The sequence below is a fragment of the Methylobacterium sp. 88A genome (genome assembly GCF_000376345.1).
Lineage (GTDB): Bacteria > Pseudomonadota > Alphaproteobacteria > Rhizobiales > Beijerinckiaceae > Methylobacterium > Methylobacterium bullatum.
On record NZ_AQVT01000001.1, the window covers coordinates 2,057,867 to 2,084,736 of the forward strand.

Genomic DNA, 26,870 nt, shown 5'->3' on the forward strand with positions numbered 1-26,870 from the left:
CACACCTCTAGGCCTTTGTTGTGCCGCGCTCTTTTTCGCCGAACCGGCATCCACTTCGGCGGAGAGCGCTCTAGGGAGCGGCGCTCATCACACTGGTGAGGACGGTGCCGTAATGGCAGGCCGTGGCGGCGAGGACGAAGGCGTGCCAGATCGCGTTCTGGTACGGCAGGCTGCGCCAGACATGGAAGATGACCCCGGCCGAGTAGAGCACGCCGCCGATCGCCAGAAGCCAGAGGGCCTCGGGGTTCAGTGCGCCGATCACCGATTCGTAGGTGGCGACGCCGCTCCATCCGAGGAGCAGGTAGAGCCCGATGGCGGCCCGGTCGAAACGGCCGGGCAGGAGCAGCTTCAGGGCGATGCCGATCGCCGCCAGCACCCAGATGAAGGCTAGAAGCATCCAGGCCGTCGAGCCGCGCCCGACCAGGGCGACCAGAGGCGTGTAGGTGCCGGCGATCATGAGGTAGATGAGGGCGTGGTCGGCCCGGCGCAGGATCCACTTGCGGCGCCCCACGGGCCACATGTTGTAGGTGGCCGAGACACCGAGCATCGACACCAGGGCGGCGGCATAGACCGCGACGGCCGCCCGCTCGGTCCAATCCAGCGGGGCCATCGCCGCCAGGATGACGATGGCAATGGAGCCTGCCACACCGAACGCGATGCCAGCGATATGCACGGCGGCATCCGCCATCAGCTCCCGGCGGGTATAGTTCCAGGTCAGTCCGATGGGTCTACCGTCCTCAGCCAGGAACATCGCTGACTCCGAACTTTCCTAACCCAAGCTTAAGCACCGAAGGCCTGGACTCGTTCCCTGATCGAACTGCGTAGGCGGCGAGCATCGTGAACCGCCGCCCACCTGATTGCCGCATATTGTCCCGGCGAGAGGAGTCCTAGAAGGAGAAGGTCGTGAAGCGGCTTGCGAGGACGACGGCCCAGGCGGCGCCGAGAAGTCCCGTGAGACCGACGACGACCTTCCGGGTCCGCGCATGGCGCGTCCCGTCCGTGTCGGCGCCCTCGCGTGCCGTCTGGTCGCGCTCAACGAGTACCTGCTCTTCCGACACGAGGCGTTGGTCGTGCATGCTGGACGGCCTTTCGGTTGTGGCGTGACACTGCCGGACGCCGCTTTCGCGGCGCCATCGACACATCGGCTAACGGTACAAACCCAAGCTTGGTTTCGCTGCGATGCAACAAAATATGGCCGGGGCGACGCTCGCCGATGTGGACCGACACGGTGCAAGCATCCGGCCAATCCGCGCTTATCATCCGGCATAGCGGTGTTGCGGTCTGTGCGATGCAGCAGCCGGCGCGCCGACGAGATCCGGAAAGAGGGCCGGGACAGACCCCCTCGCGTCCGGTCAAGAGGCCGTCTCCCCGAGCCCTCTCGGCCTCCGCTACGATGTGTCCCCGGAGAGGGGCTAAGCGCCTCGGCCCGTCAGGCCCTCGAAACCGAAGGCGGCGGAACCAGCGACGAGAGACGGCAGGGTCCGCGGGGTCGCTCCCCGGCTGAGCCGGGCATGCACCGTCGCCATCATCAGGACCGCCATGGCGAAGACCTGATGGGCGAGGCCCGCCCAGAGCGGCACCGCCAGCAGAAGCGTCACGATGCCCAACCCCGCCTGCGCCAGGGTCAGGCCGGCGATGCCCATTGCGCGGCGGGCCGTCCCGCTGCCGGGAAGCCGCCTGCCCGCGTCGACGGCGTGGAACAGCGCCACGGCCAGAAGGAGATAGGCCATGAGGCGGTGGTTGAACTGCACCAGGGTGACGTTGTCGACGAAGTTCTCGATCCACGGGCTGACCGCGAACAGGTCCGACGCCCCCGGCACGAGGACGCCGTCCATGTCTGGCCAGGTATTGTGCACGAGCCCGGCCTTCGATCCGGCGACGAGGCCGCCGAGACCGATCTGGAGCAGGACGAGGACCGGCAGCAGGGCCGCCATGATCCGCAGGCGACCGGGTGCCGGCTCGGATGGGCCGGACCTCAACCCGGCGGCCAGCCAGACGAGGCCGGCCAGGATCAGGCTCGCCGTGGTCAGGTGGAGGGCGAGCTTGAGGGGCGCCACCGCCGTCATGCCCGGCTGGAGGCCGGAAGCGACCATGATCCAGCCGATGGTGCCCTGAAGACCGCCGAGGACGCCCAGGGCGAGGAGCCCGTATCCCAGGCGCCGGTCGACGAGACCGCGCCACCAGAACACCAGGAGCGGCACGAAGAAAGCGAGCCCGAGGATGCGCCCGAGCAGGCGGTGGCCCCATTCCCAGGCATAGATGACCTTGAAGTCCGACAACCCCATGCCCTGGTTGAGGATGCGGTATTGCGGCGTGTCCTTGTACTTGTCGAACTCGGCGGCCCAGGCCTGCTCGGAGACCGGGGGGACCACGCCCGTCACCGGCCGCCATTCGGTGATCGACAATCCCGATCCCGTCAGGCGGGTGGCACCGCCGACGGCGACCATGGCCACGACGAGGATCGCCAGCGTGTAGAGCCAGATGCGCACCGGGTTCGTGGAACGGACCGGCGCGGTCGGGGTGGTTTCGCGTGAAGGCATCGCGGTGGGGAGCTCGCGTGGTGTCGGGATCGGCGCGGGTTTCCCGTGCCTTGCGCCCTGCGTTACGCATGCGGGGCCACCGGGGCAACGTCGCCCAGGGCCGCAGAGGGTTTGGATGCGGCGCGAGCGGCGATTGCCTTGCCGGGGCGGTCGGCCTAACCCCGGCGGACCTGACGCTGGGGAGAAGGCCCTTGCCAAAGGCCCCTATACAGGAGAGCGCTCATGCGCCGCCGCACCCGCACGCTGCTCGGCACGATCGGCATGCTCGCCTTCGTGGCGCTCTACGCGCCCCTCGCCATGGCCTTGGCCGACAGCCGCATCTCCCAGACGCCCCCGGCCGTTCAGGCGATCCTCTACGCCTTCCTCGGCATCGCCTGGATCTTCCCGTTGATGCCGCTGATCCGCTGGATGGAACGGAAGGACGTCGACGGCGGCAGTTGAGAACCGGGGTTTCCCCCGACGCCGGGATTTCGCCGCACTCGGCCGTCACAGGCTTGGGCACGCTTCGATGTTCCCTCAGACCCAGGCCGAGATCCGCCGCTCCATGATCCGATCCTCATGAACCGATTCCTCGCGTCCTTCCTGCTCGCAGGCTTCGGCTGCGCCGCTCTTCCGGCTCTCGGCACGCCGGCCTCGGCGCAGAATGCGCCCCGCTCGATGGCGGAATGCGAGCGTCTCAAGAACGACCTCGCCTACAACCAGTGCCTCGCGATGTTCGGACCGGCCGCCAAGAATGTCGGCGGCGGGGGCGGGGGCAGCGATGGTGGATCGGCCTCTTCCGTGGCGACGGCGCTCGCCGCCGTGCCGCCGGTCAGCACAGAATCCCTGCCCATGGCCGACGAGCCTGCGCAGGAGGCAAGCAGGGGCCAGCGCGGCAGGCGCGGGCGCTACACCCGCCACGGCCGCCAGAGCGCCAGCTTCACCGTGGGTGGAAGCGAGGGCCGCTCGTCCTACCGCCGCCGCCGGCGACATTGACAGGCCCCGTTCAGGACTGACCCGACCGGGCTCACGCGACATCGAGCCGTCGCCCGCGATTCCAGGCGAGGAACGGAACCCCCGACAGCAGTGCGCAGAGCGCCGCCTTCGATTGATGCAGCCCATTCACCGAGACCCGTGGCAGGGCATGGAGATGGGCGGCATGACCGGGGAAGAGATGGCCGGGTCGGGTCGTCACGGCCGTGTCGAACCCGGCCTCGCGGGCGATGTCGAATTCGCGCCCCCCGGCCGAGGTCGGATCGCCGACCGGATAGGACAGGTGCCTGACCGGCCGTCCGATCTCCCGTTCGATCCGCGCCCTGCCCTCCCCGATCTCATGGCGGACCCGCGCCTCCCCGTGTTTCGCCAGCATGGGATGGCCGATCGTATGGGCTCCGATCGACAAGGCGGGATCGGCCGCCAGGCCGCGCAACTCCCCCCAGGACAGGCAGAGTTCCTCCGCCACCCGCCCGATCCCGATGCCGGCCTCGCCGCAGAGGTCAGAGATGGTGGCGAGCAGGCGCTCCTCCGATCCGGCGCGCAGGTATCGGTAGATCACGGCGAAGGCCGCCCTCTTCTCCCCAGCCGTGGCGGCGGGCAGATCGAGGGGCGGGGCCTCGTCCCGACGCACCCTCACCCGGTCGAGGCGACCGATCGCGCGTTCGAGTTCGATCCACCACAGGCGGCCCCGCCCCTCGGCGAAGTCGCTCGCGACGAACAGCGTCCAGGGAACGCGATGCCGGCTCAGGATGGGAACGGCGTGGCGGGCGTTGTCCCGGTAGCCGTCGTCGAAGGTCAGGACGGCGAAGGGCCTGTCCCCGCCGGGCCGGGCGAGCCGCTCGGGCACGGAATCGAGGCCGATCACGTCGAACCCCTCCGCGGCCAACGTGACCAAGACTTCGTCGAGGAAGTCCGGCGTGATCGAGAGAATGCCGTTGGGGGCGTAGGCCCTCACGGGGGCCGGATCGACATGGTGGAAGGTCAGGATCAGGCCGCGCCCCTGCGCGACCCGCCTCAGCCAGCGGTCGGCTCCCGAGGCGGCGATGGCGCGAAAGCCCGCATCGAACAGGCGGTGACGGAACTCGGGCGAGGGCATGGGCGTCACCGGAGAAGAGCGGAACGGGCGGAGATTCGACCACCAACCCGCAAGGTTTCGTTACCCACATCGCGAGATGATGCCGTGCCGTTTTCCATCGTCACCGGCGCTTAAGGAGCCGGAGGTCTAGGTACTGGACGATGCATGCTCGTGCGCCGCGCTCGCGGAGCCGTGCCAGGGAGCGGTGATGGCGGTTCTTGTTCACGATCTCACCGGAGCGGGTATGATTCAGGAGCGCGTCCGCGGGCAACTGGTTCCGGAGGTGTTTCGCGACCTGGCCAGCGTCGAGGCCTTGTGGCGGAGCGTCGAGAGCGATCCGGCCGCGCTGTCGACCCCCTATCAGCGCTTCGACTGGGTCTCGGCCTTCGTCTCGGCCAAGCTCGGCTGCACTCCTGCGGAGCAGGACGCCTCCCTGCGGGTCATCGTCCTGCGCGATCCCGGCGGACGGCCCCGCGTGATCCTGCCGCTGCAAGTGGCACGCGAGCGCGGCGTCCGCGTGGCGCGGGTGATCGGCTGCAAGCACGCGAACTATCACATGCCGATGTTCGCCTCCCGCGAGGCGGCGGCCATGCGCGCGGAGGATCTCGTCGGCCTGCTGCGCCAGATCGGGCATGAGGCCGGCATCGACGTCTATCTGCTCGGGCATCAGCCGCGCTTCTGGGACGGCGCCGCCAATCCGTTGACCCTCCACGCCGCGCCGGCCGTGAGCGACGCTTACGGCCTGATCCTCGGCCCCGACCCCGAGACCACCGCAAAGCGCGTCTTCAGTGCCGATGCGCGCAAGAAGATGCGCTCGAAGGAAAGGAAGCTGATCGAGGCCTTCGGCCCCGTGGAGTATCGGGTGGCCGCGAATGCCGAGGAGGTGAGAGCCTACCTCGCCGCCTTCTTCACGCAGAAGGCCGCGCGCTTCGCCGCCATGGGCATCGCCAATCCCTATGCCGACGAGGGGATCCGCCGCTTCATTGCCACGGGCGCCTGCCGGCAGGACGATCCGGACGAGGTCCGGGGCGCCGCGATCGAGGTCTCCGCCCTGGTGGCGTGCAACGATGGGCGGGTCTTCGCGACCTTCGCCGGTGCGGTCAGCGATGCGCGCTACAGCGGCATGATGACCTCCTTCGATCAGGATCCCATCGTCGGACGGTCGAGCCCCGGCGACATCCTGCTGCAGCACCTCATCCGCGATCAGACCGAGCGTGGCCGCAGCAGCTTCGATCTCGGGGTCGGGGAGGCCCGCTACAAGGCCAACATCTGCGACGAGACGATTCAGCTGGGCGAGGTCACCATCGCCGTCACCCTGCGCGGCCATCTCTTCGCGGTTCCGGCCATGGCCGCTACCCGCCTCAAGCGCCGGATCAAGCGGAGCGAGCGACTGGCGCGCTGGGCGAAGGCGGTTCAGAAGGCGATCCGACGCTCGGCCCGCCATGGCCGGAGCGCCGGCGAGGCGCAAACCTGACGCGACGACTCGCTCAGGCCGCCGAAAGTCCTCAGGCCGCCGAAAGTCTTGCGCCGGTCCCCGGCTTTCCCCCAGCGGCGTGCTCGTTCGCGGGGTGCTCTCCGGCGACGAGGACGGAGCCGGATCCCTCCCGGTCGGCGAGGCCGTAGAGCGCGACGAGCTCGGGATCCTCGGGCGACGTGTCGGAGGCGATGACGATGGCGTTCATCCGGCCCGCCATGGCCGTCAGCAGGTCGCGAGCCCCCTCGGACTGGGCCTCGCCCAGGCGATAGACGACCCAATCGTAGCTCTGGGCCAGGGCATCCAGGGCGATGGCGAGGGCCTCCGGCTCGTCCGTGAGGATGTCGCAATCGACGAAGCCGCGCGGGATGGCATGGAGCCTGCGCACCGAGGGCACCGACCGGATCACGTCGAGGAAGGCCGCCTCGCCCGCCACGAGGTCGGTGAGGCCGGCATCGTCCGAGGGAGAAGCCGGGCCATTGACGTCCACGAGGAGGACGCGCCCGCTCGCGGCCAGTGCCTCCGCCAGGATCCCGGCGAGTTGCCGGTCGGCGTCCGTATCGGTCTCCGCCACGAGGAGGCTTCCGCCGTTGCGGCCCATGCGCTCGCGCAGGCGACGGGTGAGGGCCTGGAGATCGTAGCTGGGAACGGCCGTCCGGCCCGCTTCCCCGGCGGCCTCTTCCGTATCCTCCCGCACCGGAAGCGGCGTGGCTTCGGGGACGGAGGCCGGAGCGGCGGCGACGAGGGGGACGACGACGCGGGCGATCAACGGCGCCTCGTAGAGGGCGGCGGCGGTGCCGGTGCGCGACAGGGCCGTGGACGCTTCCGGAAAGGCGAAGGGGGCGGGCTCGGGAGCCCGATCGTCCGGCCCGGTCCGGCGGCGGGTCTCGTCGGGATCGCGGAGGAGATGGCGCGCCGCCACCCCGCCGCTGGACAGCAGCATCGCCATCACGAGGGCGAGGGCCACGATGGGCAGCTTCTTCGGGAAGGACGGGATCTGGGGCACCACGGCGCGGGAGACCACGCGGGCATCGGCGGGGGCCGCGCTCTCGGCATCGCGGGCCGAGGCCTCGCGATAGCGCGAGAGGTAGGATTCGAGCTGGTCGCGCTGGGCCTTGGCCTCGCGCTCGAGGGCGCGCAACTGGACCTCGCTGGAATTGCCCTTCGAGACGACCTCGCGCTGCGCGTCGACGGCGGCGTTCAGGCTCTCGACCCGGGCCTCGGCGATACGGGCGTCGTTCTCCATCGTCCGCACCACCCGGTCGGCGGTGGCCTTGATCTGCGCGTCGAGGTCGCCGATCTGCGCGGTCAGTTCCTTGATGCGGGGATGGGCCGGCATCAGCGTCCGCGATTCGAGGGCGAGCTGCCCGCGCAGAGTGATGCGCTGCTCCACCGTGCGGCGGATGACCTCGTTGTTGGCCACATCCGGGATCTCGAAGGCGCGGCCGTCCTTGATCATCTCGCGGATGAGCTTGGCCCGGCTCGTGAGATCGGCCTTGACCGTGCGGGCCTGGGACAGCTGGGTCGACAATTCGCTGAGCTGCTGGGTGCCCAGAGGTTGGCTTGTGGTGCCGCCGCCCCCGCTGATCAGGCCGTTGCGGGCGCGGAAGGCCTCGACCTTCGCCTCGGCCTCGGACACGCGGGTGCGCAGGGTGTCGATGTTGCCGCCGAGCCAGGTCGAGGCGTAGCGGGCGGTGTCCACCTTCGCCGATTCCAGGGAGGCGATGTAGAGTTCCGCGATGGTGTTGGCGGCCTTGGCCGCGAGGTCCGGATCGCGCGAGCGGAACTCGACCGTCAGGATGCGGGACTTGCCGGCCGGGTAGACCAGGAGGCGGTCGAAATAGGTCTCCAGCACCCGGTCCTCGGGCGCCCGCTCCATCGGGTTCCTGCCGAGCCCGAGCATCATCAGGACGCGCTGGACCGGACCGATGCCGTCGACCTCGGGATCGAATTCGGCATTGCCCACGAGCTTCAGGCGGCGGATCGCCTCCCGGGCGATATCCCGGGACATCACCACCTGGACCTGGCTCGCCACCGCCTGTTCGTCGATGGCCAGGGGCTGTTCGCCGCGTTCCTGGGCGGTCCGCGCGAAGCTCGCGTCGCGGCTCTCCAGCAGGATCTTGGCCTCGCCGGTATAGCGGGGCGGAACCACCTGCACGAAGACGATGGCCCCGATGCCCGCCGCCAGGGTGGGAAGGACGATCCAGCGCCAGGACCGCGCCAGCACCCCGAACAGCTGGGACAGGCCGAGCCCCTCGTCCCGCTGTGGGATCGGTTCGATCGAGGAAACGGTCTGCTGCGAGCGGGGCATGAGACGATCTTTACGCAAGGCAGGACGGCGTATCGGACGCCTCACGGAAGAGTAGAACTCGTTAAGATTGATCGTCGGTTAAGATCGACTGCAACGCAGCGCATTCCGGGCGGCGCATCAGCTTTTGTTAACCATATGAACCTACCAATAGAGGCAGAAACTTGCTCTTAGCGGCTTGGATGATGAACCGGCGCTCCCTTCTCCTCGCTCTCTCCTCCACTCTGGCACTGGGCGGATGCCTGCGTCCCGACTTCCGGACCGCGCAGCTCGACGCCACCGCCACCGGATCGATCGGCGGACGCTATACGCTCGCCACCGGCGACCGGCTGCGCGTCATCGTTTTCGGCCAGGACAATCTCTCCAACATCTACGCCATCGACGGGACGGGCGGCATCGCCATGCCGCTCATCGGGCTCGTGAAGGTGGGAGGGCAATCGACGGCCCAGGCCGCCCGGACCATCGAGGCCAAGCTGGCGGCGGGCTTCGTGCGCGAGCCGCATGTGACGGTGGAGGTGGATGCCTATCGGCCGTTCTACATCCTCGGCGAGGTCACCACCTCGGGGCAGTACCCTTACGTGAACGGCATGGCCGTGGAGACGGCGGTGGCGATCGCGGCGGGCTTCGGGCCGCGGGCGGCCCGCGACTATGCCGTCCTCACCCGCGAGGGACCGAACGGCCTCGTCTCGGGCATCGTCCCGATGACCTACCTGGTGAGGCCCGGCGACACGATCGTCATCAAGGAACGCTTCTTCTGAGGACGTCTCGTCGTCGATCGACGAAGGCCCGGTCGGACGATGTCGAGATAACTCATCCTCGCGGCACTGGCGGCATTGCTGATGACGACCACCGTGTCGAACATCCGGCCCCGCCCAGGAGGGCGTCCGTTCCCTTGCCGCTGGCGGGGGCCGGTCATTCGGGGAGCGGCCTGCCACCGGCGGATCTCTCCGCAAGGCGGAAAGCCAGGCTTCACCCTTGCGGGGAAATCCGCACTTTCGAGATTCCGTCAGGGGCCGCCTGACCGAACGAGAGGTTTTCGATCTCACGACCGCCTGAACCGATCCTGCGGCGTACGGTCCTCGACGGTGGTAGCATCTCTGGAAACCAGTCTTCGCTAAGGTCATACCGTCGCCCGGTTCGAATGGTCGTCGCGTGGAGCTTGTCCGTCGTGAGTGCGTCCGCCTCCATCCCGTCCATTCGCCCCTCCACCGGCGAGGGCGGGAGCGTCTACCGCATCCTTCACGTCTTCCGCGCGCCGGTGGGAGGGCTGTTCCGCCACGTCTGCGACCTCGTCAGGATCCAGGCCGCCGCCGGCCACGAGATCGGCCTCGTCTGCGATGCCTCCACGGGCGGGGAGAACGCGGCGCGGGCGCTCGACGAACTCCTGCCCCACCTCGCACTCGGCATCGTCCGGCTCCCCATGCGGCGCAACCCGCACGGATCGGACCTCGCCGCGGTACGCGCGGTCGCCGCGCGGGCGCGGGAGGTCCGCGCCACGATCCTGCACGGCCACGGCGCCAAGGGGGGGGCCTATGCCCGCATCGCCCGCCTGCCCCCGGGTTCGCCCTCGCCGATCCGGGCCTACACGCCGCATGGCGGCAGCTACAATTACAAACCCGGTTCCCTGCGCCACCGGCTCTACATGGGGGTCGAGCGCCTGCTCGCGGCGCGCACCGACGTGTTCCTGTTCGAGAGCGAATACGTGGCCGGGCGGCACCGGCGCTTCGTGGGGGGCACGCCCCGCACCCTACGGATCGTCCATAACGGCATCGACGAGGCGGAGTTCGCGCCGGTGCCGCACCGGGCGGACGCCTACGACCTGGTCTATGTGGGCGAGTTGCGCGAGGCGAAGGGGATCGCGGTCCTGCTCGACGCCCTGGCCGCGCTACGGGCCGAGGGGCGCCCCTGCCGCCTCCTCATGGTGGGATCGGGCCCGGACGCCGACCTCTTGGTGGAGCGGGCACGGCGGCTCGGCCTGTCCGCCTCCGTGGCGTTCGAGACGCCCCAGCCGATCCGTACCGCATTGGCGAAGGGACGGATCATGGTGGTTCCGTCGCTCGCCGAGTCCCTGCCCTACGTGGTGCTGGAAGCCGCAGCGGCATGCCAGCCCCTCGTCTCGACCAATGTGGGCGGCATCCCGGAGATATTCGGGGCGGCGGCGGACGATCTCGTGCCGCCCAAAGACCCCGCCGCCCTCAAGGATGCCATCCTCCGCCTGCTCGACGAAGACCCCGCCCGGGGTCTCGCGCGAGCCCAGGCACTCAGCGAATCCGTGCGGACACGGTTCTCGATGAAACGGATGGGGGCGGATGTGCTATCCGGCTACGCTGCCGCCCTGCGGCTTCGAGGAACGTTTACCCTAGCAACGGCGCTGCCGCCGATGAAGGAACTGCCGAAGTCGCGCTAACTTGCTCTTTGCCATGCTTCCGGCGACCGGGCCTTCGTTAAATGTTCCGTGATGCCGGCTCGGCATCGTCCCCCCATCTCACCGACGAAAAGTTCGAACGAAAGCAGACGATGAGCGCCTTCGACGTTCGCGACCTTCTGAAGGCGGCGGGGAATCCCAGCCAGCCGAATGCGGTCGATACGGCTCATGACGGCTCCGCCGAATCCGCGATTCCTCCCGCCGAAATCGGGGCGCCCCGCGACCATGGCGGGGTCCTGTCTCCCGTCGTGCTGTCGGGCAGCGTGCGGCTGGCGGACATGGCGCTCATCGCCATCCTCGGCTTCACCACCCACTTCGTGCAACTCCGCGGCATCGTCGCACTGGGATGGAGCTATCCCACGGCGATCCTGTCCGTGGCCGGGCTCGCGGTGGCGTTGTTCCAGATCTTCGGCAGTTACCGGATCGCCGCCTTTCGGACCTTCTTCAAACCCGCCCTGCGCCTCACCGCCGCCTGGTCGCTGACGTTCCTCGTCGTTGCCACGGTCATGGTCTTCGCCAAGGTCGCCGACCATTATTCCCGCATCTGGCTCGCGCTGTTCTACGCCCTGGGGCTGGCCCTGCTCCTCGCCGAACGCCTCGTCCTGCTCCGTTTCGTCACCGCCCGCATGCTGCGCGGACAGTTCGACCGCCGCACGGCCATCGTCGGGGGCGGGCCATTGGCGGAAGAGCTCATCCGCGCATTGGAAGCGGAATCCGATGCGGGCATCCGCATCGTCGGCGTGTTCGACGATCGCGGGGACAACCGGTCCTCCTCGGTGATCGCCGGCTACCCGAAGCTCGGCACGGTGAGCGATCTCGTCGATTACGCGCGCTCCACGCGCCTCGACCTCGTGGTCTTCACGCTGCCGATCGCGGCCGAGGATCGCCTGCTCCAAATGTTGGCCAAGCTCTGGGTGCTGCCCATCGACATCCGCCTCTCCGCCAAGGCGACGAAGCTCAAGCTGCGCCCGAGGGCCTATTCCTATCTCGGCTCAGTCCCCGTCCTCGACGTGTTCGACAAGCCGATGGCCGATTGGGACATCGTCACCAAGGCCATCTTCGATCGCGTCGTCGGCATGGCCATGCTGATCGTGCTGGCGCCGGTCATGCTCGGCCTGGCCATCGCGGTTCGCCTCACCTCGCCCGGTCCGATCCTGTTCCGGCAGAAGCGCCTCGGCTTCAACAACGAGACGATCGAGGTCTACAAGTTCCGGTCGATGTATGCCGACCAGTCCGATTTCACGGCCGCGAAGCAGGTCACCCGCGGCGACCCGCGCGTCACGCCCCTCGGCCGGTTCATCCGCAGGACGTCGCTGGACGAGCTTCCGCAGCTGTTCAACGTCCTGAAGGGGGAATTGTCCCTGGTCGGGCCGCGGCCCCACGCGGTCCAGGCCAAGACCAGCACGACCCTCTACGATCAGGTGGTCGACGGGTATTTCGCCCGCCACAAGGTCAAGCCCGGCATCACCGGCTGGGCCCAGATCAATGGCTGGCGCGGCGAGACCGATACCGACGAGAAGATCCAGCGCCGCGTCGAACACGACCTCTACTACATCGAGAACTGGTCGATCCTGTTCGACGTACAGATCATGCTGGCGACTCCGCTCTCCCTCGTCACCACCAAGAACGCCTACTGATCCGATATCCTCCCGGGATGCATGCACCCGGCGACGCAAAAAGGCCGCCCCTCGCATCGCGAAGGGCGGCCTTTGCCGTTCTTGCGCCGGAGGCCGGCGCGACAGGTGTGCTGCGTTACGGCAGGGAACCGGCAGCCTTCTTGGCCTCGGTCATCGTGTTCTCGCAGCCCTTGGCATCTCCGGCCGCTTCCTGCTTGCGCGCCTGCTCGATCAGGTGACGGGCGTGGTCGACACTCTTGGCATTCGGGGTGGTCGAGGGATCGGTGGGCTTGCCGCCGGGAGGGGCGTCGAGGCCCATCGACGGATTGGACGCGACCTTGCCGTCGGCCGAGGCGGTGCCGGTGACCGACACGGCGCCGGAACTGTTGAGGCGTCGCTCGATCGTGGCGATCTGGTCGGAGCAGGCCGAGGCGAAGGCCGGACCGGCAATGGCGGTGAAGACGAGAGCGGGCGCGAGGATCCGGATCAGCGGCGAGGCCGTCGTCGGCGAATGCGCCTTGTCCGAGGAGGTCCTGGTCTCGCGAAGGGCCTTGGTCATGCGATGCTTTCCGATGATGTCGAACATGGCACGCCAACGCTCGACCCACCCGGCATGTTGCTGCGACATCGTCGAACCTGTGGCGGATCATCCCCTGACGGGGCACTCCGCCGCACATGGCGACCGACCATGGCGAGCGACAAAAAAGGCCGCCGCCCCGTCTCCGGAGCGGCGGCCCATCGTAGGGGCTCGAGGGGCGGCTACCAGAAGATGCGCATTCCGCCATAGGCCGCGATCGGCGCGCCGGGGGCCAGGCTCCGGTTGGAGCTGGCATTGGGCAGGGCCAGGATCGGAACCTCGCCGACCGGCGAGAAGGTGCCGAAGGTCGCGTATTTCGCGTTCAGCGCGTTCTCTACGTAACCGTAGAGCTCGATGTTCTCGTTCACCCGGTAGCTCGTGTTGAACCCGATGACCGCGTAGTTGCCGGTGGTCTTGTTGAGGTTCGATTCGTCGCCCACGAGGAACTTGCCGGTGGCGACACGGCCGAGGACGCCGACCCGCCATTCCGGCGTGACGTTGTACTGCACGCCGACCTTGACCTGATGCGGCGCGACGCCGGGGAGCTTGTCGCCGCGCCGCACGAAGATCTGGTTGGCTTCCGAGTTGTCCGGCTGGGCCGGGTTCGGCGTCGCGAAGGGGTTGCCGCCGGAGGCCAGGGTCAGCGGCGACTGGAAGGTCGCGTCGACGAAGGCGTAGTCGATGAAGGCGTTCCAGACCGGGGTGGTGATGGCGAGGCTCGCCTCGACGCCCTGGCGGCGGGTGGAGCCGACATTCTGGAAATAGGCCCGGCCGATGGTGATGTCGGAGGGCACGAAGGTGATGTCATCCTCGTTGCGAGCCCGGAACACGCCGGCCTTCCAGCTGAGCACCCCGAGCTCGATCGGCGATGGCAGCTTGCCGCGGAAACCCGCTTCCACGGTGCGGGAGATGACCTGCTTCAGCGGCGGATCGCCGACGAAGAAGTTGGTGAGCGAGCACGGGGCGAGCGGATCGGCGCAGGAGAGTTCGGCCGGGGTGGGCGCACGGTTCGCCTCGACATAGCCGCCATAGACGGTGAGGAGATCGGGCACGAGCTTGTAGGTCGCGCCGACGCCCGGGTTGAAACGCTGGAAGTAGTGGTTGCCGTTCAAGGCCGTGCCGAGCTGATCCTCCAGCACGATCTTGGCCATGTTGAACCGGCCCTGCAGCGTCAGGGTCAGGCGATCGGTCAGGTCGGTGTTGTTCTGCAGGTAGATGCCGCCGTAATCGTTGCTCGACTTCACGCTCACCGGCGTGATCGAGTTGTCGTCGCTGCGCACGACGATGCCGGGGCCGAAGAAGCCGCGGTCGAAGGTCAGGCCGCCCACCGCGTTGTCGGCGGTGAAGGCCGTGCGGCCGCCGTCGTAGGAGCCGCCGAGGACGAAGCGGTTCGGCAGCCCGAACAGCGTCTCGCGCACGTTGGTCTGGACCGAGACGCCGAAATTCTCGGTGTTGGTCCGGGTCGAGTTGAGGAAGGCGTAGGGGCCGCCCTCGTCGAACCGCTCGGCGAAGGCCGGAAGCCGGGCGAAGTTGGCCGTCCTGACGCTGCTCGCCTGGACGCGACGGTTCAGCCGGTCGCGCAGGAAGAACTGCTCCTCGTTAGCGCCTTCCGAGCAGAGGAACCGCTCGTTCGCCTCGCAGCGCTCCACCTCGGCGGCGTCGCCATTGGCGGTGTTCTGCTCGAATCGGCCGTAATAGGCGTTGCCCTGGATCGTCACGGTGGGGGTGATGTCGTAGGTGCCGGAGAGCCCGATGCGTCCGAACGCGTTCAGCGTCTTGTCGGGATAGGTGAAGACCTCGTTGCGCTTGAAGTCCAGCAGATCGACGGGCAGGGTTCCGTTGCCGGTCAGGCTGTTGATCGCGCCCATGAAGTTGAGGTGGAACTCACCCTTCTCCGCCTGCACGCCGAGATCGCCGTAGAACTGGCGCAGGCGCGAGGGCGAGTGCTGGCGCCATCCGTTCTCGGAGAGGGCCGTGCCGGCGACGTAGAGGCCGACATTGTCCGAGCGCTGCCCGTGCTGGAACGAGCCGCCGAAGCGCCCGAACGAACCGCCCGAGAGGTTCAGCTCGGTGCCCTGATAGGTGAAGCCGTTCTTGAGCTGAACGCTGAGCGCGCCGCCGAGGGCGTTGAGGCCGTAGGCCGGGTTCGAGCCTTCGAGCTCGATGCGGTCGACGGCGATGTCGGGGATGAGATCCCACTGCACCGTGTCGCCGAAGGAGGTGTTGAAGCGGTTGCCGTTGACGTAGACGGCAACACCCTGGGGGCTTCCGCCCAGCGGCGAGGCTTCGAAGCCGCGATAGGTGATGGTCGGCTGGAAGGGGTTGCCCTGCGCGTTGTTGATGCTGATCGAGCCGATCCGCTCGTCGAGGGCGCGCAGCACGCTCGGGGTGCCGACCCGGTTCACGTCCGCCGAGGTCAGGACGCTGGTGTTCTGGGGAAGCTTGTCACGGTCCTGGCCGAGCAGGACGCCCTGGGCGTTGCGCAGGGTGGGCGTCGGCGTGGTGGCGACCACGTCCAGTTCCTGCAGCGTCACGGCCTGCTGGCCGCCGACGACCGTCGTCTGCGCATAGGCGACGCCCGGCAGCAGCGCTACCGAAACGAGGAGGCTGCTCCGCAGCGTCCGCTTCTTCATGTCCCGAGACCCTTCGATTCAAAATGGCGTGGCCGGTTTGTCCCGGCTCGTTACCGAATGTTGCGGGGCGTATCGGGCTTCGACAATGCGGTCGCGGGGGGATTCGACGATTCTAATAAGGACACACAGAGATGGCGTCCGCGCGTGATCTGCGGGCAACACGATTTGCCAGAGAATACAAAGACTTCAGGATCAATAGGAACGACAAGCGGGACGATTAGGCAACAAGCGCTGCCGGAATGTTTTCCGCGTCTTGGGGATGGGATGAGCCTCTTCGTACGTGGCGGACCGTCACGAAGGTCGAGCGAATCGACGGCGTCCAATCCTTCCGCGTCCGAGGCGAGTATCCACGGCGAGCAATACCAGACCTCGATGAGCCCGACTCATCGAGGTCTGCCCGCGCGACTGCGCGGCGGCATTCGTCCGCCGGACCTCAGTGACCCTGACCTATGGGTCAGGGTCACTGATACAGGGTACAAAAGGCCCGCCGGAGGGTCCGGCGGGCCTGAGGACACTTGGCTTGGCGAAATCCCGATGGTGACGTCGGGTCAGAGGCGCGCCTGGATCTTGCGGGCGACCTCGCCGAGACGCTGCTCCAACAGGGTCGGCACTTCGCAGACATAGGTCAGGGACTGGCTGCGTTCCTGGAAGATGCGCCGGTCCCAGGCGAATTTCGTCTCCAGTTCCGAGGCCTCCTTGGGCATCTCGCGGGCGTCGTTGGCGCTGGGGCCGTCCTTCACCGAACTGATCTGGTCGGCCTCCTGGCGGATGCGCTCGGCCATCCGCCGCTGCCCCTGCGCGTAGCGCGTGATCCCCCCGATCACCCGGTTGCGCTCGTTGTTCACCACCTCGAACACGCCGGCGAAGACCCGCGTCAGGCGCTTGGCCTTGTCGTCGCCGGCCTTGGCGACGAACTCATCCAGCAGCGGATCGACCTCGCCGAGTTCGGTGCGGCGCGAGGCGATCTTCTGGGCGAGCGAGGCCGCCTCGTAATCGTCGCCCCACGGGCCGGCGGCCTCCAGATCCGGACCCGTCCAGACGGTGCCGGGGCTCAGGGTCGAGACCTTGCGCTGGACGCAGGGCCAGTCCGGGTCCGCCTTGGGCTGGGCGAGGGCCGGCCCACAGAGGAGAGCGCCGGCCGCCAGGGCCAGTACGAATGTCCGCGAAAGAATCATGAATTGTCTCCGGCCGGTCCGCCGCGCCGGGCCATGATGCCGCGACCGGGATCGTAGGCGATGACGGCGAGTGTGAAGAAGGCGATGGTGGTGCCCACGACGACGGCGCAGGCGATAGGTTCGAACTGCCCGTAGAGGGCGAAGCGCACGAGCTGGACGGCATGGCTGAACGGGTTGGCCATGCAGATCAGGTAGAGCGTCTCGCTCGACTCGCGGATGCGCCAGAGCGGGTAGAGGGCCGATGAAGCAAAGAACATCGGGAAGATCACGAAGTTCATCACGCTGGCGAAATTCTCGAGCTGCTTGACCATCGAGGACAGGAGCAGGCCGATGGCGCCGAGCATCAGCCCCGCGGCGATGAAGGCCGGGAGCGCCGCCACGTAGCCGATGGCCGGGATGTCGAGTTCCCAGAACCAGGCGATGGCGAGGAAGGCATAGGCCTGGACCACCGAGACGGTGACGCCGGCGATCAGCTTGGCCAGCAGCAGCAGCCAGCGCGGATAGGGGCTCGTGAGCAGAACCTTCATCGAGCCGACCTCGCGGTCGTAGACCATCGAGAGCGAGGATTGCATGCCGTTGAAGAGCTGGATCATCACGGCCAGCCCCGGCACCACGTAGACCTCGTAGAGGACATAGGTCTGGTAGGGCGGCTCGATCGAAACCCCGAGCGTGTTGCGGAAGCCCGCCGCGAAGATGAACAGCCAGACCAGTGGCCGCACGAGCGCGGAGAAGAACCGCTCCTTCTGGTTGAAGAACCGCAGCAACTCGCGACGGACGATGCCGCCGAGGCAGATCAGGTAGCCGACCGCGTCGAGGCGGCCGAGATGGGGCACGGGTTTTTCCGTCGGGCCAGCAACCGTCGAGGCGATGGTCTTTGTCATGAGAAGGAACCCATCGATAGCCGGGGTACAGGCCTATCGGCACGTCCCATCCCCACCCTCATCCTGAGGTGCCGGAGCGCAGCGAAGGCCTCGAAGGAGGCTTCCAGTTCGCTCCATGATCCCTGGAACCCTCCTTCGAGGCTGCTGCGCAGCATCTCAGGATGAGGTCGTGAGTGGGATCGGAGGCCTTTGGGCATTGCACTCATGCGGCCTGCCTCGGCGGTTCGGCGACGAGGCGCCGGAAGGCGGCTTCCAGGGTCTCGTCGCCTTGCGCGATGGAGTCCGCAGTTCCACGCGCGACGATGCGGCCCTTGTGAAGGACGACCGCGTCGTCGGCCCCGTCGATCTCCTCGAAGATGTGGGTCGCCCAGAGGACCGACAGCCCCTCCTCCCGCACCAGGGCGCGGACGATGGCGACGATATCGGCACGGGATTCGAGATCGAGCCCCACGGTGGGCTCGTCGAGGAGCAGGAGTTTCGGCTCATGCACCAGGGAGCGGGCGATTTCGATGCGCCGCGACTGGCCGCCGGAGAGGGTGCGCACCTTGTCGTCGCGCCGGTCGCTCAGGCCAACGCGGGCGAGCAGCGCCGCGATGCGGGCCTTCGCGGCCCGGCGCGCGATGCCGTGCAGGCTGGCATGGTAGAGGAGGTTCTGCTCGACGGTGAGGTCGGTGTCGAGGGTGCGGGCCTGGAAGACCACGCCGAGGCGGGCGAGCGCCCGGGACGGCTCGCGGTCGAGGCCGTGACCGAAGATCGAGACCCGCCCGTCCTGGCTGGCGTAGAGCCGGGTGATCACCGAGAACAGGGTGGTCTTGCCGGCGCCGTTGGGGCCGAGCAGGGCCATGAACCGGCCCCGCTCCACCCGGATCGAGACGTCGGACAGGGCCGCGCGCGCGCCGAAGCGATGGCTCACGCCGGCCACGTCGAGGGCCGCACTCTCCCCTGCCCCGTCGCTCACGGCTTCATCGCCCGCTTGGCGTCACCGACCGCGTCGAGGCATTCGTCGAACTCGCCCTCGCCCTGCTCGCGCTCGGCCACGCGCAGGGCCTTCTTGAGCTTCGGCGCGGCGGTCTCGGACGGCCCCTTGGCGAGGGCGTCCTTGATCGTGGCGATGCCCTCGGCACAGGCGGCCTTGTCGTCGGCGAGCGCCGGGCCGGCGACGAGGAGGAAGGCGAATGTGGGGATGAGGAGACGCATGCGGAGGCCCTGCCTTACTTGACGATGAATTTGCCGGTCATGCCCTTGGATTCGAGTCCATGGATCGACCAGGGGTATTCGCCGGGCTTGATCGTGACGAACTCGATGGCGATCTCGCCCGGATCGTCGAATTCGAGGTGGTCCGGCGGGCCGCTGCCGTGGATCTCGAGATGCTGGATCACGATCTGGTTGAACCAGATGTTGCGGAAGAACTCGGTGGCGTAGAACTTGTACTCCTGCCGACCCTTGGCGACGATGCGCAGGCGATAGGCCTTGCCGGATTCGAGCTCGATCTCCCGGTTCTCGACCACGAAATCGTTGCCCTCCTCGTTGCCGAGGACCAGATCCGGCAGGTTCGAGCGCTTCTTGGTGAGATCGAGGGCCGAGGCTGGCCCCGTGGCGAGCAGGGCCGCCAGGGCGAGGGTGATCGTCCGCATTGTCCTCGTCATGTGATCGTCCTCCCGTTGGCCGCCTTGAGGCGGTCCGTCCTTCGGCATATCCGCGCGTCCCTCCTCCCCCTTGTGGGGAGGAGTTGGAGGTGGGGGTGGCTGGGTGACCCTCTACGGAGGCAGGCGGAGCCGACCCCACCCTGACCCTCCCCACAAGGGGGAGGGAAAGTGCACCTCAATTCGGCGACACCGCCACGCCCCAGGGCAGCAATCCCACCGGGATGCTCTTGATGACCTTGTTCGCCTCCACATCCACCACCGAGACGTCGTTGGAGGAGCCGTTCGTAGAGAACAGAAACTTCTGGTCCGGCGTGAAGGCGAGCTGCCACACGCGCTGCCCCACGGGCAGGTACTTCTCGACGTTGTAGGTCTTGGCGTCGATCACCGCGATGCGGTTGGCGGGCCCCAGGGCCACGAAGGCCTTGGTGCCGTCCTTGGTGATGCGGATGCCCACGGGCTGGATCGCTTCTTCGTTCACGCCGGCGATCTTGAAGGCGATCTTGTTGATGACCCGCCGCGCGGCGACGTCGATGATGCTGATCGTGCCGCCGACCTCGGCCGAGACCCAGAGGAACTTCCCGTCCGAGGTGAATTCGGCAAAGCGCGGTCGCGCATCCACCAGCACGTTGTCGATCACTTGGAACGTGGTGGTGTCGATGAAATGCGCCATGTTGGTGGTCTCGGAGGTGTTCACCAGGATCTTGCCGTCCGGCGACAGGCCCATCCCCTCCGGCTCCACCCCCACGGGCACCTCGGCCAGGACCTTGTTCTTCTCGATGTCGATGACGGTGACCTGGCTGTCGTCCTCGTTGGCGACGTAGAGCGGGTTGCCGCCCGGCCCCAAGATGAACTGCTCCGGATCGGGTCCGGAGCGGAGCGAGCGCACCACCTTGCCGGTGGCGGTGTCGAGCACGTCGATGCGGTCGTCGTCGCTGGCGCAGACGAACAGCTCCTTGCCGTCCTTGCTCGTCGTCACCCCGCGGGGGCGCCGACCGACCTTCCAGGTTCCGGTCACGGCCATCGTCGCCGTGTCGATGACGCTGACGGTGTTGGCCTTCTCGTTGGTCACGTAGACCGTGTAGGCCTGCGCGGTGGCGCTCAGAGCCATCGTCGCGCCGACGAGGGCGGCCACACACACGCCTGCCTTGAAGCCGAGGCTCATTCCGTCTTCTCCCTGGGCATCGCTTCTTTGCGCGATTGACAGTGATTATAGTGCAGTTTGTCCTGACGGGGAGCGCATGCCTGCACGCGGAACGCAAGCGCGTTGCCGCAGGACGGGCGCGAAAATTCGCAGATCCCCGAACATTCGCGGACCGTCAGAACCGACACGCCGTCTCGGGAAGGTCGACACCGAGGGTGTCCAGCGGGGTGCGCTGATGGGTGAAGCCCTGTTCGGGCGCCACGGTCACCATGGCCTTGGGCTGCACCACGATGATCGGCTGGCGCAGCTGGTGGTCCCAGGGCCGGTAGGTCAGCGAGACGCCCTTGTAGGCGGGCAGGCTGAAGGCCGGGTCGGCGAAGTAGGGTGCGAGCACGGCCGGGTCGGCGGTCTTCTTCTGCGTCGCCGCCTCGCCCACCGAGCGCAAAGCCGCCCAGACCTGATAATCGAGGGGCCGCATCAGCCGGCCGGCGAGACGCCGGAAGCGGTTCTGCGCCTGCGCCGCCCCCCAGGTTTCCAGGGTCGGGTGCCAGGTGGCCGCGATGAGCCCCTGCGTTCCCGCGACCGGCCGGGGGTCCACCGTGCGGAAGGGGACGTAGTCGCCCCAATCGTTCGCCTCGTCGGCGACGATGGCGAGGTCGTAATCGACGCCGCGGGTGAAGACCATCGCCTCGGAGCGGGTCGGCGTGTCGCCCCGCGCCTTGGCGAGCGGGCCGAAAGTCCAGGGCTTCTCGGCGGTGATCTTCAGGGAGAACTTCTTGGCCGAGGCCCGGAACGCGTCGGCATAGAGCTTGTCGTTGTCGTTGGGGCCGACGATCAGGAACATCTTGCGCCAGCGCATCAGCGTGAAGAACTGCGCCAGCGCGTCGGTCTGCATCGCCCGGCTCGGGATCACGTGGAAGACGTTTTTGCGGCAATCGGCGCCGCGCAGGCGGTCGTCGGGCGCGGCGGTGTTGAACACGGTCACGCCCTCGCCCTTGACCGCGTCGGCCACCGCCAGAACCTCGTCCGCTGGCAGGGCCAGGACGAGATAGCGGATCCCCTTGCCCACGAGGTCGCGGGCGGCGTCGACGGCGCTTTTTCCCTCCGTGAGGGCGACCTCGTCGAGGGCGTAGGTCTGCTTGGTGAAGCGCCCGGTCGTATTGTTGTCCTTCACCGCCATGCGGGCGCCGGCAACGCCCTCATCCTCCGGCGCGGCCTCGGCATCGTAGGAGGACGGCGCGATCTCGGGCCGGTAGATCAGGCCGATATGGGTGTCACCCGGAGCGGCCTCCGCCGCCTGCGCGGAGGCCGCCGGTTCCTGCGCCACCGCGAGGGACGCCGTGCCGCCGAGGCCGAGCGTGAGGACGAGGGCGGCGGATCGGGAGAGGAGCGATGCGTTCATACGGTCGGCACGCTAACAACATTGCGCGGATACGCTCAATCACGGAAGCATAAGGAAACCCTAAGGCGCGGCGGAGCGTCGCTTGCGTGCCGATGGGCGCGAATACACGCGAGATCGCTCCGCGCCGGCGAGCCGATTTGCACGACTTGTCAAATCCGGTCACTGCTCGACTTTGAAGGCTCGGGCGCGGTGTCCGCCGCAGGCCGCATCGATCGTGACACAGGTTCGCCATGTCCCCATTCGTCAGGTCTCGTCGCGCCACGCCCATGATGCCAAAGTGCGTGAAGTCATTGCCGCCAACCGGCCTCGGACGCGCGGTGATGCGGCCCGCCGCCCTCGCCCTGGCCGCGATCCTGGCCGGATCGGTCCTGGCAGGACCGGCCCTCGCCGCTCCCGACAAGGCGGCGATCTTCGGCATCGAGCTCAACGATCCGGGTGTGGTCGGCGGCCGCAAGGCGCGTCCCGACGAGGCTCGACGCCTCGCCCTGGTCACGGAGGAGCTCCGCAAGGCGCTCACCGCCGGCAATGCGGTGGAGGTCGTGGACGTGGCGCCCCAGGCCGCCGAGATCGCCAAGCAGGCTCCCCTCTTCAAATGCGAGGGCTGCGCCGCCACCATCGCCAAGACCCTCGGGGCCGATCTCGCCGTCAACGGTTTCGTGGAGAAGGGCTCCAACCAGATCTTCAATCTCTACGTCCTCATCTCGGACGCCGCTTCCGGCAAGGTGGTGCGGGCTGGACAGGTGGTGATCCGGGCCGATACCGACGACACATGGGCCCATGCCATGCGATGGGTGGTCAAGAACCGTCTCCTGGCCGAACCCTTGCCCAACCGATCCTGAGTCTCCCGTTGCCCCATCATTCCGTGTCGAAGCCGATGTCATCCGATCTGCGCGCGCGTCCCCGCCTCCTCGTCAGCGTCCGCGACGCGGACGAGGCCGTGATGGCAGCGCGGGCGGGCGCCGACCTCGTCGATGCCAAGGACCCCGTCCGGGGCGCGCTCGGGGCGCTCCCCGTCGAGACGGTCCGGGCGATCGTCGCGTCCATCGCGGACGAGGCCGTCAGCAGCGCGGTGGCCGGCGAGCCGCAGGACGCCGCCTCCCTGCCCGGATCGGTGGCGGCGATGGCCGGGACCGGCATCGGCTACGTCAAGGTCGCCGTGCGGGCCGATTTCGACGACGACACCCTCGCCGCCGCGGCGCGGGCCGCCCCCGGCCGCCTGATCGCGGTCCTCTTCGCCGGAGCACCGATGCCGGACGACCTCGTCGGCCGCCTCGCCGGGGCGGGCTTTGCCGGGGTGATGATCGACACCGCCACCAAGGACGGCCGGCGCCTCGGCGACCTCCTGCCCGCCCCTCGCCTCTCGGCCTTCACCGCCGACGCCCGTAGCCATGGCCTGCTCTCCGGCCTCGCGGGATCGCTGACGATCGCCGACATCGCCGTCCTCGCCGCGCACCGGCCGGACTATCTCGGCTTTCGCGGCGGCCTCTGCTTCGGCAGCGACCGGACGCGCGGCCTCGACCCGGAGCGCGTGGCCCTGGCCGCGCAGACGCTTCGCGGGCTCGACCGGCGGAACGCGGCGTGACGGGCGCGTCTCCCACCATCGTGAAGCTCGGCGGCAGCCTCGTCTCGGACGCGGCGCGGCTCGGACGCCTTCTCGGCGCACTGGCGGATGGCGGCGAGGGCCGCTGCGTCGTCGTGCCGGGCGGTGGCCCGTTCGCCGATGCGGTGCGTCAGGCCCAGGGGCGACTGGGCTTCTCGGACGCCCTCGCCCACCGCCTCGCCCTCGATGCCATGGGCCGGATGGCGGAGGTGCTTTCGGAGGGCGAGCCGCGCCTCGCCATCGTGCGCAGCGTGAGGGAAGCCCGCTCGGCCGAGGCGCCTGTCATCTGGGACCCTGTCGCGCTGAAAGACGGGCACCCTTCCATCCCCGAATCCTGGGACGTCACGTCGGACAGCCTCGCCCTCTGGCTCGCCACCGAACTCGGGGCACCCCGCTGCATCCTGGTGAAATCCATCGATCGCCCGGCGGGCGCGAGCCTGTCCGACCTCGTCCGGATGGGCGTGGTCGACGCGGCCTTTCCCGCCTTCGCCGCGTCCTACGCTGGCGAGATCGTGATCCGGGGTCCGGGCGCGGACATCGTAAGGGCCGCCGCGTGAGCACGCCCGAACATCTCGTCTTCATCACCGGCCGGATGGCGAAGGCGCGCCTGGAGAAGGTCGCCGCGGCCCTGCCGGCCGAGCGCTTCACCTGGAGCATCGCCGATGCGGGCGTGAAAGTGGCGGCCCTGATGACCGAGGAGATCATCCGCCGCCGCGTGACGATCCCAGAGGGCGCCACCCGCATCGTCCTGCCGGGCCGCTGCCGCGCCAATCCGGAGGCGTTGTCCGCCCATTTCGGCCTGCCGGTGGAGCGCGGGCCGGACGAGGTGGTGGACCTTCCGGCCTATCTCGGCCTCGCGGGACGCAACGTCGATCTCTCGCGCCACGATCTGCGCATCTTCTCCGAGATCGTCGATGCCTCGAAGATGACGCCTGAGCAGATCCTGGCCAAGGGCCTCGACCTGGCGCGACGCGGCGCGGACGTGATCGATCTCGGCGGCCTGCCCGACACCGAGTTCCCGCATCTCGAAGAGTGCGTGCGCCTGCTGAAAGGGGCGGGGCTGAAGGTCAGCGTCGATTCCTTCTCCCTCGACGAGTTGACCCGCGGGGCGAAGGCCGGGGCCGACTTTCTCCTCAGCCTCAACGAGGAGACCCTGGACCTCGCCTTCGAGACCGATGCGGTGCCGGTCCTGGTGCCGATGCGGCCCGACGACCTGCCCTCCCTCGACCGCGCCATCGAGCGCATGGAGAAGGCCGGCCGGCCCTACATGGCCGATCCGATCCTGGAGCCGATCCATTTCGGCTTCGTCGAATCGATCACGCGCTATCACGAGACGCGCAAGCGCTGGCCCGGCATCGAGATGATGATGGGCACCGGCAACCTCACCGAACTCACCGAGGCCGACAGCCTCGGCGTCACCGCCCTCCTGGTCGGCATGTGCTCGGAACTGTCGATCCGCAACGTCCTGATCGTGCAGGTCTCCAACCACACCCGGCGCACGGTGGAGGAGCACGATGCCGCCCGCCGGGTGATGTTCGCCGCAAAGGCCGATTCCGCCCTGCCCAAGGGCTACGGACGCCAATTGCTGGCCTTGCACGACAAGCGCCCCTTCGTGCAGACCCCGGAGGAGATCGCGGCCCAGGCGGCGGAGGTGCGCGATCCGAACTACCGCATCGCGGTGGCCGAGGACGGCATCCACGCCTTCAACCGCGACGTCCACACGATCGGCACCGATGCCATGGCGTTCTTTCCCGATCTCGATGTCGCCTCTGACGGTGCCCACGCCTTCTATCTCGGCGGCGAATTGACCAAGGCCGAGACGGCCTGGCGTCTCGGCAAGCGCTACGTCCAGGACGAGCCCCTGCGCTGGGGCGTCGCCGCGGACGAGGAGGTCGAGGACACCACCGCCTTCAAGAAGGCCGGGCATACCAAGCATTCCGGCCCCGGCGGCGCGGAGCGCGCCACCCGCGATGCCGTGCCCCCGGAAGCGGGTGCGGTCAGGCCGGAGACGATCGAGCCAGCCCCGAACGAGCCCCGCCGGTCGCGGGCCGGCGATGCGCTCTCGGACGAGGGCGGCCGCATCGTCTGCGGAAAATTCGTCCCGAACGACCGGACTGACCAGAGCGGCGAGTCCTGATCCGATGCCGCTGATCCTCGAGACCATCGTCACCACCACCTCGCCCGCGGGCGACCTGCATCTCGTGCCCTTCGGCCTCATCCGCGAGGGCGAGGAGTGGGTGCTCGCCCCATTCCGGCCCTCGCCCACCATCCTCAACCTCGACGCCAACCCGGTCTTCGCCGCGTCGAGCCCGAGCGACGTGCGGGTGATCGCCGGCGCGGTCACCGGGCGGCGCGACTGGGCGACCCTACCCTGCGACCGCATCCCGGGCCGGCGCCTCGCCAAGAGCTTCGGCCATGCCGAGTTCGAGGTGATCGCTGTGGAGGACGATGCGACGCGCCCGCGCTACCGCGCCCGCATGGTACACAGCGCCAGCCACATGCCGTTCTTCGGCTACAACCGCGCTCAAGCTGCGGTGCTGGAGGCGGCGATCCTGTCGACGCGCCTGCACATGCTGGAGCCGGACAAGATCCTGACGGAGATGCGCTACCACGCCATCGCGATATCCAAGACAGCCGGGCCCGCCGAGCGCGAGGCCTGGGACTGGATCGAGGACAAGGTCGCCGCCGCCCTCGGGCGCGACGAGCCGGTTCTCGCACGAGCCCCCCCAAGCACCCTAGACGGTGCGTTCCCGAGGAGACAGGGTTGATGAGATTCAAGACGCTGGCCGCCGTGGCGGCGCTCGCCACGGTATCCTACGCGGCGCAGGCCCATGGCCCGACCCGCCAGAAGGTCTCGCAGACCATCGAGATCAACGCCCCGGCCGACAAGGTCTGGGCCGTGCTCGGCAACTTCCAGGATGCCAGCTGGATTCCCGTGGTCGAGAAGACCGAGGGCAAGGGCGGCAACGAGGTCAAGGCCACCCGCGTCCTGACCCTCAAGGGCGGCGCCACGGTCGAGGAAGAGCTCGCCAAGTACGACGCCGAAAAGAAGACCTACATGTACCGGATCAACAAGGTGGACGTGAAGACGCTGCCGGTGAACGACTATTCCTCGACCATCGAGGTCGAGGGCGACGGCGCCAAGACCAAGGTCACCTGGCGCGGCGCGTTCTACCGCGGCTACATGAACAACGATCCGCCGCCGGACCTGAACGACGACGCCTCCAAGGCGGCCGTCCTCGGCCTCTACAAGGCCGGCCTGGATAACGTGAAGGCCAAGGCCGAGAAGGGCTCTTGATCGAAGGACGTCCCAAGGCTCGGCGACGGTGCGCATCGCCTCTCCCCGCGCGCGGGGAGAGGATCGCGGGCACCTCGTCGTGTCCGCGATGAGCGCAGGCGAAG

General features: G+C 68.3%; 26 protein-coding genes. 12 read left to right on the top strand and 14 right to left on the bottom strand.

Going from position 1 to position 26,870, the window contains the following annotated elements; all coding sequences use genetic code 11:
* Positions 1-70: 70 nt before the first annotated feature.
* The 3 genes from A3OM_RS0109750 to A3OM_RS0109760 all read right to left on the bottom strand — a co-directional run bounded on the left by A3OM_RS0109750 (position 71) and on the right by A3OM_RS0109760 (position 2,540).
* Positions 71-751: a hemolysin III family protein gene (locus tag A3OM_RS0109750; protein ID WP_018043568.1), complete on the bottom strand. Its 681-nt coding sequence runs from the start codon at positions 749-751 to the stop codon at positions 71-73.
* A 136-nt stretch (positions 752-887) separates the two neighbouring features.
* Positions 888-1,076, bottom strand: a complete 189-nt coding sequence (locus A3OM_RS0109755; RefSeq protein WP_018043569.1) for a hypothetical protein — start codon at positions 1,074-1,076, stop codon at positions 888-890.
* Between the two features lie 336 nt (positions 1,077-1,412).
* Complete coding sequence (locus tag A3OM_RS0109760; protein ID WP_018043570.1) at positions 1,413-2,540, bottom strand: COX15/CtaA family protein; 1,128 nt, start codon at positions 2,538-2,540, stop codon at positions 1,413-1,415.
* A 222-nt stretch (positions 2,541-2,762) separates the two neighbouring features.
* Here A3OM_RS0109760 and A3OM_RS0109765 point away from each other — a divergent pair, with 222 nt between their 5' ends.
* Both A3OM_RS0109765 and A3OM_RS0109770 read left to right on the top strand, forming a co-directional pair.
* Positions 2,763-2,981, top strand: coding sequence for a DUF2842 domain-containing protein (locus A3OM_RS0109765; protein WP_018043571.1), 219 nt, complete (start codon positions 2,763-2,765; stop codon positions 2,979-2,981).
* 117 nt (positions 2,982-3,098) lie between these two features.
* A complete protein-coding gene (locus A3OM_RS0109770; RefSeq protein ID WP_018043572.1) occupies positions 3,099-3,515 on the top strand; it encodes a hypothetical protein in 417 nt (138 codons plus the stop codon).
* A 31-nt stretch (positions 3,516-3,546) separates the two neighbouring features.
* On the opposite strand, the gene A3OM_RS0109775 is transcribed toward A3OM_RS0109770, so the two are convergent.
* Complete coding sequence (locus A3OM_RS0109775) at positions 3,547-4,611, bottom strand: polysaccharide deacetylase family protein (protein WP_018043573.1); 1,065 nt, start codon at positions 4,609-4,611, stop codon at positions 3,547-3,549.
* A 187-nt stretch (positions 4,612-4,798) separates the two neighbouring features.
* On the opposite strand from A3OM_RS0109775, the gene A3OM_RS0109780 reads away from it, so the two are divergent.
* Positions 4,799-6,064: a GNAT family N-acetyltransferase gene (locus tag A3OM_RS0109780; RefSeq protein WP_026175889.1), complete on the top strand. Its 1,266-nt coding sequence runs from the start codon at positions 4,799-4,801 to the stop codon at positions 6,062-6,064.
* A gap of 31 nt (positions 6,065-6,095) precedes the next feature.
* Here A3OM_RS0109780 and A3OM_RS0109785 read toward each other — a convergent pair whose 3' ends face one another.
* Positions 6,096-8,375: a GumC family protein gene (locus A3OM_RS0109785; protein WP_018043575.1), complete on the bottom strand. Its 2,280-nt coding sequence runs from the start codon at positions 8,373-8,375 to the stop codon at positions 6,096-6,098.
* A gap of 182 nt (positions 8,376-8,557) precedes the next feature.
* Here A3OM_RS0109785 and A3OM_RS0109790 point away from each other — a divergent pair, with 182 nt between their 5' ends.
* The 3 genes from A3OM_RS0109790 to A3OM_RS0109800 all read left to right on the top strand — a co-directional run bounded on the left by A3OM_RS0109790 (position 8,558) and on the right by A3OM_RS0109800 (position 12,434).
* Positions 8,558-9,130, top strand: a complete 573-nt coding sequence (locus A3OM_RS0109790) for a polysaccharide biosynthesis/export family protein (protein WP_018043576.1) — start codon at positions 8,558-8,560, stop codon at positions 9,128-9,130.
* A 410-nt stretch (positions 9,131-9,540) separates the two neighbouring features.
* Positions 9,541-10,779: a glycosyltransferase family 4 protein gene (locus A3OM_RS0109795; protein WP_245257777.1), complete on the top strand. Its 1,239-nt coding sequence runs from the start codon at positions 9,541-9,543 to the stop codon at positions 10,777-10,779.
* A gap of 110 nt (positions 10,780-10,889) precedes the next feature.
* Positions 10,890-12,434, top strand: a complete 1,545-nt coding sequence (locus A3OM_RS0109800; protein WP_026175890.1) for an undecaprenyl-phosphate glucose phosphotransferase — start codon at positions 10,890-10,892, stop codon at positions 12,432-12,434.
* 115 nt (positions 12,435-12,549) lie between these two features.
* On the opposite strand, the gene A3OM_RS23760 is transcribed toward A3OM_RS0109800, so the two are convergent.
* The 9 genes from A3OM_RS23760 to A3OM_RS0109845 all read right to left on the bottom strand — a co-directional run bounded on the left by A3OM_RS23760 (position 12,550) and on the right by A3OM_RS0109845 (position 21,868).
* Positions 12,550-12,972 (bottom strand): hypothetical protein, encoded by a 423-nt coding sequence (locus tag A3OM_RS23760; protein ID WP_245257778.1) that lies wholly within the window; start codon positions 12,970-12,972, stop codon positions 12,550-12,552.
* Between the two features lie 200 nt (positions 12,973-13,172).
* Positions 13,173-15,623, bottom strand: a complete 2,451-nt coding sequence (locus tag A3OM_RS0109810) for a TonB-dependent receptor (protein WP_018043580.1) — start codon at positions 15,621-15,623, stop codon at positions 13,173-13,175.
* A 548-nt stretch (positions 15,624-16,171) separates the two neighbouring features.
* Positions 16,172-16,798 (bottom strand): hypothetical protein, encoded by a 627-nt coding sequence (locus A3OM_RS0109815; RefSeq protein ID WP_018043581.1) that lies wholly within the window; start codon positions 16,796-16,798, stop codon positions 16,172-16,174.
* Entirely contained in the window at positions 16,795-17,679 is an 885-nt protein-coding gene (locus A3OM_RS0109820; RefSeq protein ID WP_018043582.1) for an ABC transporter permease, read from the bottom strand. Before A3OM_RS0109820 ends, A3OM_RS0109815 begins: the two co-directional genes overlap by 4 nt.
* 202 nt (positions 17,680-17,881) lie before the next feature.
* On the bottom strand, positions 17,882-18,637 hold the full coding sequence (locus A3OM_RS0109825) for an ABC transporter ATP-binding protein (RefSeq protein WP_018043583.1): 756 nt from the start codon (positions 18,635-18,637) through the stop codon (positions 17,882-17,884).
* Positions 18,634-18,876, bottom strand: coding sequence for a hypothetical protein (locus A3OM_RS0109830; protein WP_018043584.1), 243 nt, complete (start codon positions 18,874-18,876; stop codon positions 18,634-18,636). The genes A3OM_RS0109825 and A3OM_RS0109830 overlap by 4 nt, the downstream gene beginning before the upstream one ends.
* Before the next feature lie 14 nt (positions 18,877-18,890).
* Entirely contained in the window at positions 18,891-19,325 is a 435-nt protein-coding gene (locus A3OM_RS0109835) for a hypothetical protein (RefSeq protein ID WP_026175893.1), read from the bottom strand.
* 175 nt (positions 19,326-19,500) lie between these two features.
* A complete protein-coding gene (locus A3OM_RS0109840) occupies positions 19,501-20,487 on the bottom strand; it encodes a YVTN family beta-propeller repeat protein (protein WP_018043586.1) in 987 nt (328 codons plus the stop codon).
* Positions 20,488-20,641: 154 nt separating this feature from the next.
* Entirely contained in the window at positions 20,642-21,868 is a 1,227-nt protein-coding gene (locus A3OM_RS0109845) for an ABC transporter substrate-binding protein (protein ID WP_018043587.1), read from the bottom strand.
* Positions 21,869-22,188: 320 nt separating this feature from the next.
* Here A3OM_RS0109845 and A3OM_RS0109850 point away from each other — a divergent pair, with 320 nt between their 5' ends.
* Genes A3OM_RS0109850 through A3OM_RS0109875 form a run of 6 tightly spaced genes read left to right on the top strand, consistent with a single transcriptional unit; the run spans position 22,189 to position 26,766 of the window.
* Entirely contained in the window at positions 22,189-22,707 is a 519-nt protein-coding gene (locus A3OM_RS0109850; protein ID WP_018043588.1) for a DUF3280 domain-containing protein, read from the top strand.
* A 35-nt stretch (positions 22,708-22,742) separates the two neighbouring features.
* On the top strand, positions 22,743-23,450 hold the full coding sequence (locus A3OM_RS0109855) for a (5-formylfuran-3-yl)methyl phosphate synthase (protein WP_018043589.1): 708 nt from the start codon (positions 22,743-22,745) through the stop codon (positions 23,448-23,450).
* Positions 23,447-24,025 (top strand): hypothetical protein, encoded by a 579-nt coding sequence (locus A3OM_RS0109860; protein WP_018043590.1) that lies wholly within the window; start codon positions 23,447-23,449, stop codon positions 24,023-24,025. The genes A3OM_RS0109855 and A3OM_RS0109860 overlap by 4 nt, the downstream gene beginning before the upstream one ends.
* The gene (locus A3OM_RS0109865; protein ID WP_018043591.1) at positions 24,022-25,605 is read left to right on the top strand and encodes a DUF6513 domain-containing protein; all 1,584 of its coding nucleotides are present in this window, start codon (positions 24,022-24,024) and stop codon (positions 25,603-25,605) included. Before A3OM_RS0109860 ends, A3OM_RS0109865 begins: the two co-directional genes overlap by 4 nt.
* 4 nt (positions 25,606-25,609) lie before the next feature.
* A complete protein-coding gene (locus tag A3OM_RS0109870; RefSeq protein ID WP_018043592.1) occupies positions 25,610-26,236 on the top strand; it encodes a DUF447 domain-containing protein in 627 nt (208 codons plus the stop codon).
* Positions 26,236-26,766, top strand: a complete 531-nt coding sequence (locus tag A3OM_RS0109875; protein WP_018043593.1) for an SRPBCC family protein — start codon at positions 26,236-26,238, stop codon at positions 26,764-26,766. The genes A3OM_RS0109870 and A3OM_RS0109875 overlap by 1 nt, the downstream gene beginning before the upstream one ends.
* Positions 26,767-26,870: the final 104 nt, after the last annotated feature.

Bases quoted from the DNA above. Each gene is read 5' to 3' on its own strand.
- A3OM_RS0109750 (WP_018043568.1), bottom strand. From the start codon at position 751: ATGTTCCTGGCTGAGGACGGTAGACCCATCGGACTGACCTGGAACTAT.
- A3OM_RS0109755 (WP_018043569.1), bottom strand. From the start codon at position 1,076: ATGCACGACCAACGCCTCGTGTCGGAAGAGCAGGTACTCGTTGAGCGC.
- A3OM_RS0109760 (WP_018043570.1), bottom strand. From the start codon at position 2,540: ATGCCTTCACGCGAAACCACCCCGACCGCGCCGGTCCGTTCCACGAAC.
- A3OM_RS0109765 (WP_018043571.1), top strand. From the start codon at position 2,763: ATGCGCCGCCGCACCCGCACGCTGCTCGGCACGATCGGCATGCTCGCC.
- A3OM_RS0109770 (WP_018043572.1), top strand. From the start codon at position 3,099: ATGAACCGATTCCTCGCGTCCTTCCTGCTCGCAGGCTTCGGCTGCGCC.
- A3OM_RS0109775 (WP_018043573.1), bottom strand. From the start codon at position 4,611: ATGCCCTCGCCCGAGTTCCGTCACCGCCTGTTCGATGCGGGCTTTCGC.
- A3OM_RS0109780 (WP_026175889.1), top strand. From the start codon at position 4,799: ATGGCGGTTCTTGTTCACGATCTCACCGGAGCGGGTATGATTCAGGAG.
- A3OM_RS0109785 (WP_018043575.1), bottom strand. From the start codon at position 8,375: ATGCCCCGCTCGCAGCAGACCGTTTCCTCGATCGAACCGATCCCACAG.
- A3OM_RS0109790 (WP_018043576.1), top strand. From the start codon at position 8,558: ATGAACCGGCGCTCCCTTCTCCTCGCTCTCTCCTCCACTCTGGCACTG.
- A3OM_RS0109800 (WP_026175890.1), top strand. From the start codon at position 10,890: ATGAGCGCCTTCGACGTTCGCGACCTTCTGAAGGCGGCGGGGAATCCC.
- A3OM_RS23760 (WP_245257778.1), bottom strand. From the start codon at position 12,972: ATGACCAAGGCCCTTCGCGAGACCAGGACCTCCTCGGACAAGGCGCAT.
- A3OM_RS0109810 (WP_018043580.1), bottom strand. From the start codon at position 15,623: ATGAAGAAGCGGACGCTGCGGAGCAGCCTCCTCGTTTCGGTAGCGCTG.
- A3OM_RS0109815 (WP_018043581.1), bottom strand. From the start codon at position 16,798: ATGATTCTTTCGCGGACATTCGTACTGGCCCTGGCGGCCGGCGCTCTC.
- A3OM_RS0109820 (WP_018043582.1), bottom strand. From the start codon at position 17,679: ATGACAAAGACCATCGCCTCGACGGTTGCTGGCCCGACGGAAAAACCC.
- A3OM_RS0109830 (WP_018043584.1), bottom strand. From the start codon at position 18,876: ATGCGTCTCCTCATCCCCACATTCGCCTTCCTCCTCGTCGCCGGCCCG.
- A3OM_RS0109835 (WP_026175893.1), bottom strand. From the start codon at position 19,325: ATGACGAGGACAATGCGGACGATCACCCTCGCCCTGGCGGCCCTGCTC.
- A3OM_RS0109840 (WP_018043586.1), bottom strand. From the start codon at position 20,487: ATGAGCCTCGGCTTCAAGGCAGGCGTGTGTGTGGCCGCCCTCGTCGGC.
- A3OM_RS0109845 (WP_018043587.1), bottom strand. From the start codon at position 21,868: ATGAACGCATCGCTCCTCTCCCGATCCGCCGCCCTCGTCCTCACGCTC.
- A3OM_RS0109850 (WP_018043588.1), top strand. From the start codon at position 22,189: ATGCGGCCCGCCGCCCTCGCCCTGGCCGCGATCCTGGCCGGATCGGTC.
- A3OM_RS0109855 (WP_018043589.1), top strand. From the start codon at position 22,743: ATGTCATCCGATCTGCGCGCGCGTCCCCGCCTCCTCGTCAGCGTCCGC.
- A3OM_RS0109870 (WP_018043592.1), top strand. From the start codon at position 25,610: ATGCCGCTGATCCTCGAGACCATCGTCACCACCACCTCGCCCGCGGGC.
- A3OM_RS0109875 (WP_018043593.1), top strand. From the start codon at position 26,236: ATGAGATTCAAGACGCTGGCCGCCGTGGCGGCGCTCGCCACGGTATCC.